Origin of the sequence: Bacillus sp. FSL K6-0042 (assembly GCF_038006685.1) — a bacterium.
Classification (GTDB): domain Bacteria; phylum Bacillota; class Bacilli; order Bacillales; family Bacillaceae_G; genus Bacillus_A; species Bacillus_A pseudomycoides.
In genome coordinates this window covers 2467865-2483386 of record NZ_JBBOVS010000001.1, presented here as the reverse complement: position 1 = coordinate 2483386, position 15522 = coordinate 2467865, and the positions used below count along the sequence as shown (strand labels likewise).

The 15522-nt window shown below is 41.3% G+C and carries 8 protein-coding genes, 6 tRNA genes and 3 rRNA genes; 13 read left to right on the top strand and 4 right to left on the bottom strand.

The annotated features are described in order from the left end of the window. Nucleotides 1-76: 76 nt before the first annotated feature. Genes MHH45_RS12800 through MHH45_RS12790 form a run of 3 tightly spaced genes read right to left on the bottom strand, consistent with a single transcriptional unit; the run spans nucleotide 77 to nucleotide 2431 of the window. Nucleotides 77-1477 carry a nucleoside recognition domain-containing protein gene (locus tag MHH45_RS12800; protein ID WP_016113159.1) on the bottom strand — a complete coding sequence of 467 codons (1401 nt, stop codon included), beginning with the start codon at nucleotides 1475-1477 and terminating at the stop codon, nucleotides 77-79. Continuing rightward, the gene (locus MHH45_RS12795; RefSeq protein WP_016113160.1) at nucleotides 1455-2177 is read right to left on the bottom strand and encodes a FeoB small GTPase domain-containing protein; all 723 of its coding nucleotides are present in this window, start codon (nucleotides 2175-2177) and stop codon (nucleotides 1455-1457) included. Before MHH45_RS12795 ends, MHH45_RS12800 begins: the two co-directional genes overlap by 23 nt. Next, nucleotides 2174-2431, bottom strand: a complete 258-nt coding sequence (locus tag MHH45_RS12790; RefSeq protein WP_016113161.1) for a FeoA family protein — start codon at nucleotides 2429-2431, stop codon at nucleotides 2174-2176. The genes MHH45_RS12795 and MHH45_RS12790 overlap by 4 nt, the downstream gene beginning before the upstream one ends. Nucleotides 2432-2944: 513 nt before the next feature. Between MHH45_RS12790 and MHH45_RS12785 the strand changes: the two genes are divergently transcribed. From MHH45_RS12785 to MHH45_RS12770, 4 genes are all read left to right on the top strand, one after another. Further along, nucleotides 2945-3847, top strand: coding sequence for a phosphate ABC transporter substrate-binding protein PstS family protein (locus tag MHH45_RS12785; protein WP_016113162.1), 903 nt, complete (start codon nucleotides 2945-2947; stop codon nucleotides 3845-3847). 70 nt (nucleotides 3848-3917) lie between these two features. Further along, entirely contained in the window at nucleotides 3918-4808 is an 891-nt protein-coding gene (pstC, locus tag MHH45_RS12780) for a phosphate ABC transporter permease subunit PstC (protein WP_033671007.1), read from the top strand. Nucleotides 4809-4810: 2 nt separating this feature from the next. Next, nucleotides 4811-5728, top strand: coding sequence for a phosphate ABC transporter permease PstA (pstA, locus tag MHH45_RS12775; protein ID WP_088094577.1), 918 nt, complete (start codon nucleotides 4811-4813; stop codon nucleotides 5726-5728). A gap of 192 nt (nucleotides 5729-5920) precedes the next feature. Then, entirely contained in the window at nucleotides 5921-6445 is a 525-nt protein-coding gene (locus tag MHH45_RS12770; RefSeq protein WP_016131193.1) for an AAA family ATPase, read from the top strand. A gap of 75 nt (nucleotides 6446-6520) precedes the next feature. Here the strand turns inward: MHH45_RS12770 and MHH45_RS12765 are convergent, their stop codons facing one another. Beyond that, nucleotides 6521-9565 carry an efflux RND transporter permease subunit gene (locus tag MHH45_RS12765; RefSeq protein ID WP_088094578.1) on the bottom strand — a complete coding sequence of 1015 codons (3045 nt, stop codon included), beginning with the start codon at nucleotides 9563-9565 and terminating at the stop codon, nucleotides 6521-6523. 490 nt (nucleotides 9566-10055) lie between these two features. Between MHH45_RS12765 and MHH45_RS12760 the strand changes: the two genes are divergently transcribed. The 9 genes from MHH45_RS12760 (at nucleotide 10056) to MHH45_RS12720 (ending at nucleotide 15513) form a co-directional block, all read left to right on the top strand. Next, nucleotides 10056-11607 (top strand): 16S ribosomal RNA (locus MHH45_RS12760). A gap of 145 nt (nucleotides 11608-11752) precedes the next feature. Further along, nucleotides 11753-14674 (top strand): 23S ribosomal RNA (locus MHH45_RS12755). A 102-nt stretch (nucleotides 14675-14776) separates the two neighbouring features. After that, nucleotides 14777-14892: ribosomal RNA gene (gene rrf / locus MHH45_RS12750) — 5S ribosomal RNA — on the top strand. Together the 16S, 23S and 5S rRNA genes with 6 tRNA genes alongside form the textbook arrangement of a ribosomal RNA operon. A gap of 4 nt (nucleotides 14893-14896) precedes the next feature. Next, a tRNA-Val gene (locus tag MHH45_RS12745) sits at nucleotides 14897-14972 on the top strand. Between the two features lie 9 nt (nucleotides 14973-14981). Next, nucleotides 14982-15065 (top strand) — tRNA-Tyr (locus tag MHH45_RS12740). A 12-nt stretch (nucleotides 15066-15077) separates the two neighbouring features. Continuing rightward, nucleotides 15078-15152 (top strand) — tRNA-Gln (locus tag MHH45_RS12735). 84 nt (nucleotides 15153-15236) lie between these two features. Continuing rightward, a tRNA-Lys gene (locus tag MHH45_RS12730) sits at nucleotides 15237-15312 on the top strand. Between the two features lie 16 nt (nucleotides 15313-15328). Continuing rightward, nucleotides 15329-15409, top strand: a tRNA-Leu gene (locus MHH45_RS12725). A gap of 29 nt (nucleotides 15410-15438) precedes the next feature. Beyond that, nucleotides 15439-15513 (top strand) — tRNA-Gly (locus tag MHH45_RS12720). Nucleotides 15514-15522: the final 9 nt, after the last annotated feature.

The window sequence follows — 15522 nt, the reverse complement described above, 5'->3', positions numbered from 1 at the left end:
GTCCGTAAAAGAACGATTGGTGCGGGCTAACTATCAGTGGGGATGAAGAAAACTCCCGACTGATAGAAGTTTCACTTTATATAAGCCCTAACCAATGTACCAATTGCGCTGTGAAGAATGTAACAACAATGGCGATAACGGTAGGGATTGCAAACGATAGAAATGTCCATTTTGGACTTTTTGTTTCTTTATATATGTTAACTAATGTTGTTCCGCATGGGAAATGAAGAAGAGAGAACAACATTGTATTTAACGCAGTTAACCAAGTCCAGCCATGTTCTAAGAACAAGTTTTTAATTTGATTTAAATCATCTATTTCAGTTAAGGCACCCGTTGATAAATAAGACATTAATAAAATCGGAATGACAATTTCATTGGCTGGCAATCCAAGGATGAATGCAGCTAGAATAAATCCGTCAAGACCGAGTAATTTAGCGAATGGATCTAAGAAATTCACAAAATACATAAGTATGCTTGTGTCACCAACATAAATATTTGCTAAAACCCAAGTTAGCATAGCGGCAGGTGCAGCTACGATAACTGCGCGTTTTAAAACATATAATGACTTATCAAGTGTGGAACGTACAATGGTATTCCAAATTTTCGGCTTACGGTATGGTGGTAACTCTAACGTATAGTGAGTTGGGACGCCTTTTAAAGCGGTTTTTGATAATACCCAAGATACAGTTAATGTTACAATAACCCCAATTATAACCATTCCGATTACAACACCTGCCGTAACAAGTGTTTGCATACTGCCGGTATATCCAGCGGCCATGAATAATGATGCCATTAATATTAATGTAGGCCAACGTCCATTACATGGAACGAAGTTATTTGTTAAAATCGCTAACATACGCTCGCGTGGTGATTCGATAATACGTGTTGACATAATGGCAGCAGCGTTACAACCAAACCCCATTGCCATTGTTAATGATTGTTTTCCGTGAGCGCCAGAACGTTTGAATAAACGATCCATGTTAAAAGCAACACGTGGTAAGTATCCGTAATTTTCCAATAAAGCAAACATGGGGAAGAAAATAGCCATAGGTGGTAACATAACACTAATTACAGCTCCAGTACCACGGAATAAGCCGAGAATTAAGATGCCATGTACCCAAGTCGGTGCATTCATCGCTTGAAACCAAGCGGTTAAATGACCTTCTGCCCACCCGAAAAATTCAGCAATCATATCAGATGGCACGTTAGCTCCTGCAATTGTAAGATAAAAAATAATAGATAAAATTCCGAGCATAATTGGGAATCCAAATATAGGAGAAGTGAAAATTTTATCTAGCCTTTCTGAACGGTATAACTTATCAGTATTCGTGTATTGAACAGCTTCTTTACATATACTTGCGGAAGTTCGGTAAATATCACCTACAATATCATCTCGTATATCATCTTTTGTAAGTGTTTGTGCATGTTGAACAATATAATCTAATGGAAGGGTCTTACTGGCTGAGTGAGATTCCATTTATTACGACCTCCCTTATCAGCGGCTCTTTATGATGTTTTTGAAGTGTAGCTAGAAAGTTTTTATCTCCATCTAGTATTCGTAGTGCAACCCAGCGTGCAGGGTATGTATCACCGAACACTTTATAAATTTGAGGTTCTAATTCCTGAATCATATTTTCAATTTGTTCATTATAAGTAATTTGAACAGGTGTAGGAATTAATTTTCTGCTAGCCACTTTAGCGATTACATTTAGCAAATGTCCGATTCCAACGCGGTTTCGAGCTGAAATTTTGACTACAGGTACACCCAGTGATTTTGCTAATTTCTTTTCATCAATGATGATTCCTTTTTTTTCTGCTTCATCGATTAAGTTAATACACACTATAACGTCGTTAGTCATTTCAGTCACTTGTAATGCTAAATTTAAGTTTCTTTCCATTGCAGTTGCATCTACAACTACTACTGTTACCTCAGGTTTTTCAAAAATAATATAATCCCGTGCAACTTCCTCATCGGCAGAGTTTGAATATAGGGAGTATGTTCCAGGTAAATCAATTACGGTATATACACTTCCGTTATGTTCATATTCACCTTCTGCTTTTAATACAGTTTTGCCAGTCCAGTTTCCGGTATGTTGTTTTAATCCTGTTAACGTATTAAACAATGTGCTCTTTCCGGTATTTGGGTTTCCTGCTAGCGCAATGCGATGGTTTTTCATACTAAATCATCTCCTATTAATCTCCCGAAAATAAGGGAACTTTCTTCACTACGCAGTGCAATGGTCGTATTGCTCACTTGATAAGCGATTGGATCTCCGAGCGGGCTTCTTTGCAATACTTTAATAGTAGCTCCGGGAATAAAGCCTAAATCTAATAAACGACGTTTCATAGTTCCTTCTAATTGTATCTTCTCGATTTGTACAAACTGCCCTGTTTGGAATTTTGAAAGGGGTTTGATATTAGCCGATACCATAAAAGTTACCTCTCTTCTATATTTTTAGTTTTGGTTTAAAAAGTTTGCCGAGGGAAACTTTTTGCTACTAATATAGTAGAATACATTGGATGATGTTGTCAATTGGTACTTTAAAAATATTCAATTATTTTTAGAATTGTTCCAATTTATTTTGTTGTACAGAAAAATATTATTGAAATTATGTGGGATACATGTGGAGTAACATCTATAAAGTCCAAAAAATGAAGGGATTTGTAAATATATTTTTAACATTAGTAGTGAAAAACAGAATTTTATTTACGATAAATTTACATTATTAAAAGTAAATTTACAATACGAGCTATTTGGTGTGGATTCTTTTGGTTTTTTTAATAAAAAGAGGTGAGATATATAGGTTTTGCGGTATGCTGCCTCTCTTTACTTAAAATTAAAAATTGCTTAACACTAACATAATATTATTGTCCTACAATGAATTTGTATTCGAAAGAAGTAGATGAATGTGAAAAAGCGATAATCCAAATGGGGGTACAAGACATGGTTATGAAAAAAGGTATTAAATTTTCGTTAGCGGCATTAGTGGTTGCTGGTGCTTTAGTTGGATGCGGCAAATCAGAAAGCACAGATAGCAAAGAAACTGCTAAAGGTAGTAACGATGCAAAACAAGAATTGTCGGGTACAATTGCGGCAGCTGGTTCTACAGCTCTTCAACCGCTTGCTGAAGAAGCGGGTAAAAAATTCATGGAAAAGAATTCGAAAGTTTCTATTCAAGTTCAAGGTGGCGGTAGTGGAACAGGGATTAACCAAGTAGCTTCTGGGGCGGTTCAAATCGGTAACTCTGATGTTCCAGCTGCAGATAAAATAAAAGATCCAGCAAAAGCGAAGGAATTAGTAGATAACAAAGTGGCAGGTATTGCATTTGCACTTGTTGTAAATAAAGATGTGAAGGTTGATAACTTAACTGTGAAACAAGTACAAGATATCTTCTCTGGAAAAGTTACAAACTGGAAAGAGCTAGGCGGTAAAGATGAGAAAATTAATGTGGTAAACCGTCCAGCATCTTCTGGTACACGTGCTACATTTGAAAAAACAGTTATGAAAGATGCGAAGATTAACGATGGAACAGGTACAACACAAGATTCTAACGGTGCGGTAGAACAAGCAATTAACTCTACTCCTGGTTCTATTAGTTATCTTGCAATGTCTTATATGGTAGGCGATAAAAAAGGTGCATTACAAACTGTAAAAATTGATGGTGCAGAGCCAAAAGTTGAAAATATTTCTGCGGGCAAATATCCATTCTGGTCTTATGAGTACATGGTAACAAAAGGGGAAGCGAAAGAAGCTACAAAAGCTTATATCGATTATGTAAAAGGTAAAGACTTCGAAAAACAAGTTGAAGATATGGGTTATATTCCAATGTCTAAACTGAATAAGTAAACATTTAACAGGGCTGGCTGCGAGGCCAGCCTTGTTCATTTCAATCTATGAAGTGGGGTTGTGTCCTGTGATGAAGGGGAAAAAACAAATTAATTATGTAAAAAGTGAATATATCGGAAGAACGCTTGTTACGTTTTGCGGTATATTTATTGTTCTTGTTACATTAGCAATTATTGCGTTTATTTGCGGGAAAGGAATTCAATCTTTTACGCAAAGTGGCATTTCATTTTCTGAGGTATTGACGTCAACAAAATGGAATCCGAATGCTGATCAGGGATCGTTTGGTGCTGTTATCTTTATTGTTGGTTCAATGCTTGTTTCATTAGGTGCGGTCGTTATTAGTGCGCCAATCGCGCTTGCTCTTGCGATATTTATGAACTTAATTTCACCAAAGTTTGGGAATAAAGTATTAAAGCCTGTTTTAGAATTATTAGTTGGAATTCCTTCAGTAGTATATGGTTTATTAGGGGTTACCATTTTAGTTCCGCTTTTACGTGATTCATTCGGTGGTGTTGGTTTTAGTTTAATTGCTGGTATTATTGTGCTCAGTATTATGATTTTACCTACTATTGCTAGTATTGCTTCCGATGCAATACGTTCGGTTCCATTTGATTACTTGGAGGCCTCTTATGGTTTAGGTTCGACGAAATGGCAAGCGATTAGCCGTGTTATTGTTCCAGCTGCAAAAAAAGGTATTTTAACAGGGATTGTTCTAGGGCTAGCTCGTGCTTTCGGCGAAGCGTTAGCGGTTCAAATGGTAATAGGGAATACTGTTAAATTGCCTGAAGGGATCTATAGTCCAACGGCAACATTGACAGGTATTCTAACAATGGATATGACGAATACGTTAAATGGAACCGCCTGGAATAATGCTTTATGGACATTGGCAATGATATTACTTGTTATTTCATTCCTATTTATTTTAGTAATTCGAGCAATTGGTCAAAGAGGTGAACGATAACGATGAATGCACGAAAAGTAAATAATATTTGGACGGGTATTTTATATGCAGTTGCAGCATTTGTAGTAGCTTTACTTGTTTTCTTAGTATACGAAATTCTGCAAAAGGGTTGGGGATTTTGGGATCCAAGTTTTTTATTCGGAGAACCAAGCAATACAAGAGCTGGAGGTGGAATTGGTCCGCAATTATTCAACTCTTTTTATATGCTTGTTATTACCTTAGTCATTTCAATTCCGCTTGGATTAGGAGCAGGGATTTATCTTGCGGAATATGCGAAACAAGGACGGTTTTTAGGGTTTGTTCGTTTATGTATTGAAACGATGGCATCATTGCCTTCTATCGTTGTTGGTTTATTTGGTTTATTAGTATTTGTTACAATGACAGGCTGGGGCTATACGGTAATGGGTGGTGCGCTCGCTTTAACGATTTTAAATTTACCGGGTCTAACGCGTGTTTGTGAAAGTGCAATTACAGAAGTTCCGTCTAATGTAAAAGAAGCGAGTCTTGGACTTGGTGCAACAAAGTGGCAAACGATTGTGCGAATTATTATTCCGACGTCATTGCCGCAAATTATTACGGGGATTATTTTAGCTGCGGGTCGTATATTTGGTGAGGCGGCGGCGTTAATTTATACAGCGGGATTAACATCACCGATTTTAAATTCTGCAGCTGATTTTTCAAGCCCTGCACATCCGTTGAATCCATTTCGACCAGCTGAAACATTAGCAGTTCATATTTGGAAATTGAACTCTGAAGGGATTATTCCAGATGCGAAGTTAATTGCAACAAAATCAGCGGCAGTATTAATTATTATGGTATTACTGTTTAATGTTATTGCTCGTTTTACGGCAGCTGTACTTCATAAACGTTTTACGGGAGCGAAAAAATCTCGTAAAACAACAAAAGCAAAAGCAGCTTAAATGCTTGTACCCTATATTGATAAAGGACTCTCTGCTTAAATAGGCAGAGAGCTTTTTTTGTTTTGTAGGAGGAAAGTAGTAGAGAGAGTTCTTCGATTAAAAAGGATAGTTCCTATGGTAAAATGATGTGTATGTAAATATATGAATAAATTGTGGAATAGAAAATGAAATATAAGGGAGGTTTGCTTTTTTATGTTTTTTCTTCAAATGTCAGGTTTTCCAGGTTCGGGAAAATCAACGCTTTCTAGACATATAGCAAAAAGCACAGGTGCAATTGTGATTGATCATGATATTGTAAAAACGGCCTTACTAGAGTCGTTAGAAACTCGTCAAATTGAAACGACGGACGCTGGTGGAATTTCGTATGAAATCGAATGGGCCTTAATAGATTTTCATTTATCCCAGGGGCATAGTGTAATATTGGATAGCCCGTGTCTTTATACAGAAATGTTAGAAAAGGGAATGAAGTTGTCTAAAAAGTATAATGTGAAATACAAATACGTTGAATGCTATCTTAATAATATAGAAGAAATTAATAATAGGTTAAAGAAACGGAAGCGAATGATAAGTCAAATTGAGGAAGTGGAATCTGAAGAAGCGTTTAAAAAGTGGTTAGATGGTAGTAAACGACCGTCTGATTTTACATATCTTATTGTGGACTCTGGAAAACCTTTGGAAGATTATATAGATAAAGTAATGGTATACATGAATGAGTAATTGAAATGCTGTGATAGTATAATAATAGTAGAAAGAAAAACGTTATCTTCAAAACTGAAGATAACGTTTTTCTTGTTAAGTTCTTGGTGTATCTATAGACGAGCTTACTTTTCTACGTGAGCTTCGTTTTTTGCCGAATTTATCTAATAGCTCATACATAACCGGGACGACAACTAGTGTGAGTACAGTTGAAACTGCTAAACCACCGATGACGACAACCGCTAAACTTTTAGATACCATATTGCCTGCTTGTGATTGACTGAATAATAATGGTAACATCGCTACTATTGTTGTAATAGCTGTCATGATAATTGGTCGTAGCCTTGTAGAACCTGCTTCTAGTAAAGCTTCCCGCGTCGTCATGCCATGCTCTCTATTTTGTTGAACACGTTCTATTAGTACGATGGCATTTGTAACAACAATACCAATTAACATTAATGCGCCGATGAGTGCGTTTAAATCGACTGGTGTTCCTGAAATGATTAATCCTAAAATCCCCCCAACAGCAGCTAGTGGTAAAGAGAATAAAATCGCAAATGGGGCGCGTGCTTGCCCGAAAGTAATGACCATAATTAAATAAACAATCCCGATTGCGATACCCATGATTTTGAATAAATTTGTAAAGTCTTCTTGCATTGATTCGGTTGCACCAGCAATTTTAACTTTCGCGCCGTTTGGTAGGTCTAATTCTGAAATAGCTTTGTTCACTTCAGTGTTTACTTTACTTAAATCTTCATTTGTCGCTTGGGCAGTTATTTGAATGGTTTCTTTCCCGTCTTTATGGAAAATCTCTGTTTGTAATCGTTTTTCTGAAATGGTTGCAATATCTTTTAAAGGAATTGATCCTGCTATAGGTGACAAGATATTTGTGTTAAGAATATCTTCTTTGTTACTTATCTTTTCTTGTTTATGTTCGAGCATAATAGTTGTTTTCTCATCATCAATTGTCAGTTGCCCGATTGGTGATTTTTTCATAAGGAATGAAACTTGTTGGCCTGCTGTTTCCGGAGTTAATCCAACTTGTTCCGCTTTCTTTTGATCAATATCGATTTGCCATTCCTTTTTTGATTCTTCTAGATTTGTTTTTACTTTAGAAAGACTGTCTATACTTTTTAGTTTTGTTTCAACGAGATCAGCAGCTTTTTTTAAATTCGTCTCATTGTTTGCTGTCACGTTAAATTGCAAGCTGTTTCCACCGCCAAAACTAGAATAGCTTGCTTTTGTATAATCGAATTCGGCTGGTTTAAAGTCTGCGTGCTCTTTTTTTAGTTTCTTGATATATTGATCGATATCTGTTCCTTTTTTGAAGACTACAGCAATAGATGCAAGGTTATTTTTAGTTGTAAATCCAAACTGTGCATCTTCAGCACTGGAACCCATTCGTAAAATAAAATCTTTTACATCGCCGTTAGAAAGTAATTTTTTTTCAAAATCAAAGGCTGTCTGCTTTCTGGATTCAAAATCATAATTTGCTGGGAATGTCATCTGAATTGAAAGCATCGTATCGTCTTCTGATTTTATATTTGCTTTTGGAAGTAATATATAAGCAGCAATTGATCCGGCAAATAATAAGATAGAAGAAAATAAAATAATAAACTTATGTGAAAGGGCCCACTTTAAAGTAGCTGTATACTTTCTTGAAGGTTTCGGTGTACGCTGCCTTGTTTTTCTCAGTAATAAAAATGCCATAAGTGGAACAACGGTTAAGGCCACCACTAGTGAAGAAAGTATAGAGTATACAACGGCTAATACCATAGGTAACATTAGCTTACCGATTGTACCTGATACAAGACCGATAGGTAAAAAGACAGCGACTGTTGTTAAAGTAGAAGAGGTAATCGCAACGGCTACCTCTTTTGTGGCGTCTAGAATGATGTCTTTTGAAAAATGGTCTTTTTGTAAGCGCCGGAAGATATTTTCAATGACAACAATACTATCGTCAACAAGTCGACCAACCGCTACCGCTAAGCCCCCGAGAGTTAAAATGTTTAATGTAACATTAGATTGATCAAGTAAAAATAGTGTTAGTAAAATGGATAATGGAATACTAACGACAGCGATCAGTGTTGTTCGAATACTACGTAAAAAGATTAAAATGATAAATGTTGCAGCGATTGCTCCTAAGATTACTTCTTTTCCCATACTTGTAACAGCGTTTTCGACTTGTTCGTGAGTAGAGGATATTAATTTAATTGTATAAGTATCTTTATATTCTTTGCTTATAGTTTTTATTTTTTTATCAATTTCTTTTCCGATTGCAACTGCATTTTTGCTAGGTTCTTTCATAATAACTAATCCAGTTCCCTCTTCGCCATTCACATGTGAAACGGTATCAAAATGTTGTTTTATTTTTACTTGAGCTATATCTTGTAATTTGATTTGAGGGGTAAGTGACATATTTTTTATTTCATCTACATTTTTGACATTTCCAATGACGCGTAGGCTGTGGTCTTCGTTATTGACAGTAACTTGACCAACTGGAGTGGAAGTTTCTTTTCCTTGTAAAGCGGCTAATACTTGCTGTGGTGTCACATTTTTATTTTTCATTTCATTTGGGTCTAATATGATAGATAGCTCAGATGTTGATTTACCGTAATACATGACGTTAGCAACGCCGTCGATATTTTCAAGTTGCGGGATGATTTCTTTTTCAATCTGTTTTTCATCTGCTTTTGTAAAACCATTCTGTTTTTGAACGGTAATCTGTGCGAGTGGAATCATAGAGGTATTAAGTTGACTGACGACGGGTTTTGTAATTTCTTTTGGGAAATTTACGTTGTTGGTAATTTTTTCGACCTCACGTGTAGCATCTTTCATATTAGCTTTAGATGTATACGCAATATCGATACGAGATAAGCCTTCATAAGTAGAAGAAGTTATTGTATCGACGTGTTCCAAATTTCGAAACTTTTTTTCAAGCGGCTCGGTTACTTCTTTTGTCAATGTTTCAGCATCTAGCCCTTGAGACATTGTAGTGACAGTTATTGCGGGATTATCAACGCTGGGTAGAAACTCCATCGGTAATTTGGAGCCGGAATAAATGCCGAGCACAGAAATGAGAAAAACCATGATGATGATAGCGGCTCGATTTTTTAATGAGAATTTTGTTAACCTATCCATAAAAATGATTCCTCCGTTTAAGTTGTTTTTTAGCCTACTTTGTTACTATATAACAAAATCTGGATATCTTTCATTAATTAAATGTAAAAAAATTCTAAAATTATTCTTAAGTAGCGAGTGAATAGGATTTTGTAAGGAAGGGCTAGAGAGTTGGTTGGGTATTTTAGCCTTTTAAAGTTCTGTTGAAGTCAGGAGGAAGAAGATCCATTTAATATGAAATAAAGAGGTGGAATTATTAAGCGGAAATTTTTTTATATTATTTTTAAAAAACACTTGTGATTTTAAAATGAGGGTGGTATATTAATAAACGTCGCTGATGCGAGAAACGCAGAAAGCGAAAAAAGAAATTAAAAAAACTTAGTTGACATCGAAAAATGAAGATGCTAACATAAGGAAGTCGCTAATCGGCGATGGATGAGTTCTTTGAAAACTGAACGAAACAAACAACGTGAAACGTCAATTTTTATTTTAGATGCTAGACAAACTAACTTTATTGGAGAGTTTGATCCTGGCTCAGGATGAACGCTGGCGGCGTGCCTAATACATGCAAGTCGAGCGAATGGATTAAGAGCTTGCTCTTATGAAGTTAGCGGCGGACGGGTGAGTAACACGTGGGTAACCTGCCCATAAGACTGGGATAACTCCGGGAAACCGGGGCTAATACCGGATAACATTTTGCACCGCATGGTGCGAAATTCAAAGGCGGCTTCGGCTGTCACTTATGGATGGACCCGCGTCGCATTAGCTAGTTGGTGAGGTAACGGCTCACCAAGGCAACGATGCGTAGCCGACCTGAGAGGGTGATCGGCCACACTGGGACTGAGACACGGCCCAGACTCCTACGGGAGGCAGCAGTAGGGAATCTTCCGCAATGGACGAAAGTCTGACGGAGCAACGCCGCGTGAGTGATGAAGGCTTTCGGGTCGTAAAACTCTGTTGTTAGGGAAGAACAAGTGCTAGTTGAATAAGCTGGCACCTTGACGGTACCTAACCAGAAAGCCACGGCTAACTACGTGCCAGCAGCCGCGGTAATACGTAGGTGGCAAGCGTTATCCGGAATTATTGGGCGTAAAGCGCGCGCAGGTGGTTTCTTAAGTCTGATGTGAAAGCCCACGGCTCAACCGTGGAGGGTCATTGGAAACTGGGAGACTTGAGTGCAGAAGAGGAAAGTGGAATTCCATGTGTAGCGGTGAAATGCGTAGAGATATGGAGGAACACCAGTGGCGAAGGCGACTTTCTGGTCTGTAACTGACACTGAGGCGCGAAAGCGTGGGGAGCAAACAGGATTAGATACCCTGGTAGTCCACGCCGTAAACGATGAGTGCTAAGTGTTAGAGGGTTTCCGCCCTTTAGTGCTGAAGTTAACGCATTAAGCACTCCGCCTGGGGAGTACGGCCGCAAGGCTGAAACTCAAAGGAATTGACGGGGGCCCGCACAAGCGGTGGAGCATGTGGTTTAATTCGAAGCAACGCGAAGAACCTTACCAGGTCTTGACATCCTCTGACAACCCTAGAGATAGGGCTTCCCCTTCGGGGGCAGAGTGACAGGTGGTGCATGGTTGTCGTCAGCTCGTGTCGTGAGATGTTGGGTTAAGTCCCGCAACGAGCGCAACCCTTGATCTTAGTTGCCATCATTAAGTTGGGCACTCTAAGGTGACTGCCGGTGACAAACCGGAGGAAGGTGGGGATGACGTCAAATCATCATGCCCCTTATGACCTGGGCTACACACGTGCTACAATGGACGGTACAAAGAGCTGCAAGACCGCGAGGTGGAGCTAATCTCATAAAACCGTTCTCAGTTCGGATTGTAGGCTGCAACTCGCCTACATGAAGCTGGAATCGCTAGTAATCGCGGATCAGCATGCCGCGGTGAATACGTTCCCGGGCCTTGTACACACCGCCCGTCACACCACGAGAGTTTGTAACACCCGAAGTCGGTGGGGTAACCTTTTTGGAGCCAGCCGCCTAAGGTGGGACAGATGATTGGGGTGAAGTCGTAACAAGGTAGCCGTATCGGAAGGTGCGGCTGGATCACCTCCTTTCTATGGAGAATTGATGAACGCTGTTCATCAATATAAGTTTCCGTGTTTCGTTTTGTTCAGTTTTGAGAGAACTATCTCTCAGAAATAAATGTATGTTCTTTGAAAACTAGATAACAGTGTAGCTCATATTTTTTAATTTTAGTTTGGTTAAGTTAGAAAGGGCGCACGGTGGATGCCTTGACACTAGGAGTCGATGAAGGACGGGACTAACGCCGATATGCTTCGGGGAGCTGTAAGTAAGCTTTGATCCGAAGATTTCCGAATGGGGAAACCCACCATACGTAATGGTATGGTATCCTTACCTGAATACATAGGGTATGGAAGACAGACCCAGGGAACTGAAACATCTAAGTACCTGGAGGAAGAGAAAGCAAATGCGATTTCCTGAGTAGCGGCGAGCGAAACGGAATCTAGCCCAAACCAAGAGGCTTGCCTCTTGGGGTTGTAGGACATTCTATACGGAGTTACAAAGGAACGAGGTAGACGAAGCAGCCTGGAAAGGCTCGTCACAGAGGGTAACAACCCCGTAGTCGAAACTTCGTTCTCTCTTGAATGTATCCTGAGTACGGCGGAACACGTGAAATTCCGTCGGAATCTGGGAGGACCATCTCCCAAGGCTAAATACTACCTAGTGATCGATAGTGAACCAGTACCGTGAGGGAAAGGTGAAAAGCACCCCGGAAGGGGAGTGAAAGAGATCCTGAAACCGTGTGCCTACAAATAGTCAGAGCCCGTTAATGGGTGATGGCGTGCCTTTTGTAGAATGAACCGGCGAGTTACGATCCCGTGCGAGGTTAAGCTGAAGAGGCGGAGCCGTAGCGAAAGCGAGTCTGAATAGGGCGTTTAGTACGTGGTCGTAGACCCGAAACCAGGTGATCTACCCATGTCCAGGGTGAAGTTCAGGTAACACTGAATGGAGGCCCGAACCCACGCACGTTGAAAAGTGCGGGGATGAGGTGTGGGTAGCGGAGAAATTCCAATCGAACCTGGAGATAGCTGGTTCTCCCCGAAATAGCTTTAGGGCTAGCCTTAAGTGTAAGAGTCTTGGAGGTAGAGCACTGATTGAACTAGGGGTCCTCATCGGATTACCGAATTCAGTCAAACTCCGAATGCCAATGACTTATCCTTAGGAGTCAGACTGCGAGTGATAAGATCCGTAGTCAAGAGGGAAACAGCCCAGATCGCCAGCTAAGGTCCCAAAGTGTGTATTAAGTGGAAAAGGATGTGGAGTTGCTTAGACAACTAGGATGTTGGCTTAGAAGCAGCCACCATTTAAAGAGTGCGTAATAGCTCACTAGTCGAGTGACTCTGCGCCGAAAATGTACCGGGGCTAAATACACCACCGAAGCTGCGAATTGATACCTATGGTATCAGTGGTAGGGGAGCGTTCTAAGGGCAGTGAAGTCAGACCGTAAGGACTGGTGGAGCGCTTAGAAGTGAGAATGCCGGTATGAGTAGCGAAAGACGGGTGAGAATCCCGTCCACCGAATGCCTAAGGTTTCCTGAGGAAGGCTCGTCCGCTCAGGGTTAGTCAGGACCTAAGCCGAGGCCGACAGGCGTAGGCGATGGACAACAGGTTGATATTCCTGTACCACCTCTTTATCGTTTGAGCAATGGAGGGACGCAGAAGGATAGAAGAAGCGTGCGATTGGTTGTGCACGTCCAAGCAGTTAGGCTGATAAGTAGGCAAATCCGCTTATCGTGAAGGCTGAGCTGTGATGGGGAAGCTCCTTATGGAGCGAAGTCTTTGATTCCCCGCTGCCAAGAAAAGCTTCTAGCGAGATAAAAGGTGCCTGTACCGCAAACCGACACAGGTAGGCGAGGAGAGAATCCTAAGGTGTGCGAGAGAACTCTGGTTAAGGAACTCGGCAAAATGACCCCGTAACTTCGGGAGAAGGGGTGCTTTCTTAACGGAAAGCCGCAGTGAATAGGCCCAAGCGACTGTTTAGCAAAAACACAGGTCTCTGCGAAGCCGTAAGGCGAAGTATAGGGGCTGACACCTGCCCGGTGCTGGAAGGTTAAGGAGAGGGGTTAGCGTAAGCGAAGCTCTGAACTGAAGCCCCAGTAAACGGCGGCCGTAACTATAACGGTCCTAAGGTAGCGAAATTCCTTGTCGGGTAAGTTCCGACCCGCACGAAAGGTGTAACGATTTGGGCACTGTCTCAACCAGAGACTCGGTGAAATTATAGTACCTGTGAAGATGCAGGTTACCCGCGACAGGACGGAAAGACCCCGTGGAGCTTTACTGTAGCCTGATATTGAATTTTGGTACAGTTTGTACAGGATAGGCGGGAGCCTTTGAAACCGGAGCGCTAGCTTCGGTGGAGGCGCTGGTGGGATACCGCCCTGACTGTATTGAAATTCTAACCTACGGGTCTTATCGACCCGGGAGACAGTGTCAGGTGGGCAGTTTGACTGGGGCGGTCGCCTCCTAAAGTGTAACGGAGGCGCCCAAAGGTTCCCTCAGAATGGTTGGAAATCATTCGTAGAGTGCAAAGGCATAAGGGAGCTTGACTGCGAGACCTACAAGTCGAGCAGGGACGAAAGTCGGGCTTAGTGATCCGGTGGTTCCGCATGGAAGGGCCATCGCTCAACGGATAAAAGCTACCCCGGGGATAACAGGCTTATCTCCCCCAAGAGTCCACATCGACGGGGAGGTTTGGCACCTCGATGTCGGCTCATCGCATCCTGGGGCTGTAGTCGGTCCCAAGGGTTGGGCTGTTCGCCCATTAAAGCGGTACGCGAGCTGGGTTCAGAACGTCGTGAGACAGTTCGGTCCCTATCCGTCGTGGGCGTAGGAAATTTGAGAGGAGCTGTCCTTAGTACGAGAGGACCGGGATGGACGCACCGCTGGTGTACCAGTTGTTCTGCCAAGGGCATAGCTGGGTAGCTATGTGCGGAAGGGATAAGTGCTGAAAGCATCTAAGCATGAAGCCCCCCTCAAGATGAGATTTCCCATAGCGTAAGCTAGTAAGATCCCTGAAAGATGATCAGGTTGATAGGTTCGAGGTGGAAGCATGGTGACATGTGGAGCTGACGAATACTAATAGATCGAGGACTTAACCATATAATATGAAGCAAATGTTATCTAGTTTTGAGAGAACATAAAAAAACGTGTTGACTTTTTTTATCAATAAAGTATAATAGTGTTTGTCTCAAATGAATATAGTCTGGTAATGATGGCAGAGAGGTCACACCCGTTCCCATACCGAACACGGAAGTTAAGCTCTCTAGCGCCGATGGTAGTTGGGGCCTTGCCCCTGTGAGAGTAGGACGTTGCCAGGCAAATGGAGGATTAGCTCAGCTGGGAGAGCACCTGCCTTACAAGCAGGGGGTCGGCGGTTCGATCCCGTCATCCTCCACCATATAATGTCGGAGGGGTAGCGAAGTGGCTAAACGCGGCGGACTGTAAATCCGCTCCTTCGGGTTCGGCAGTTCGAATCTGCCCCCCTCCACCATTTCTTAATTAATGGGCTATAGCCAAGCGGTAAGGCAACGGACTTTGACTCCGTCATGCGCTGGTTCGAATCCAGCTAGCCCAGCCATTAAGAGCCATTAGCTCAGTTGGTAGAGCATCTGACTTTTAATCAGAGGGTCGAAGGTTCGAATCCAGCTAGCCCAGCCATTAAGAGCCATTAGCTCAGTTGGTAGAGCATCTGACTTTTAATCAGAGGGTCGAAGGTTCGAGTCCTTCATGGCTCACCATTTTTTTAAAAAATATGCGGGTGTGGCGGAATTGGCAGACGCACCAGACTTAGGATCTGGCGCCTTTGGCGTGGGGGTTCGACTCCCTTCACCCGCACTTTTAATAAAATATCTCATACATGTCTTGCGGAAGTAGTTCAGTGGTAGAATACAACCTTGCCAAGGTTGGGGTCGCGGGTTCGAATCCCGTCTTCCGCTCCAATTTTCAAT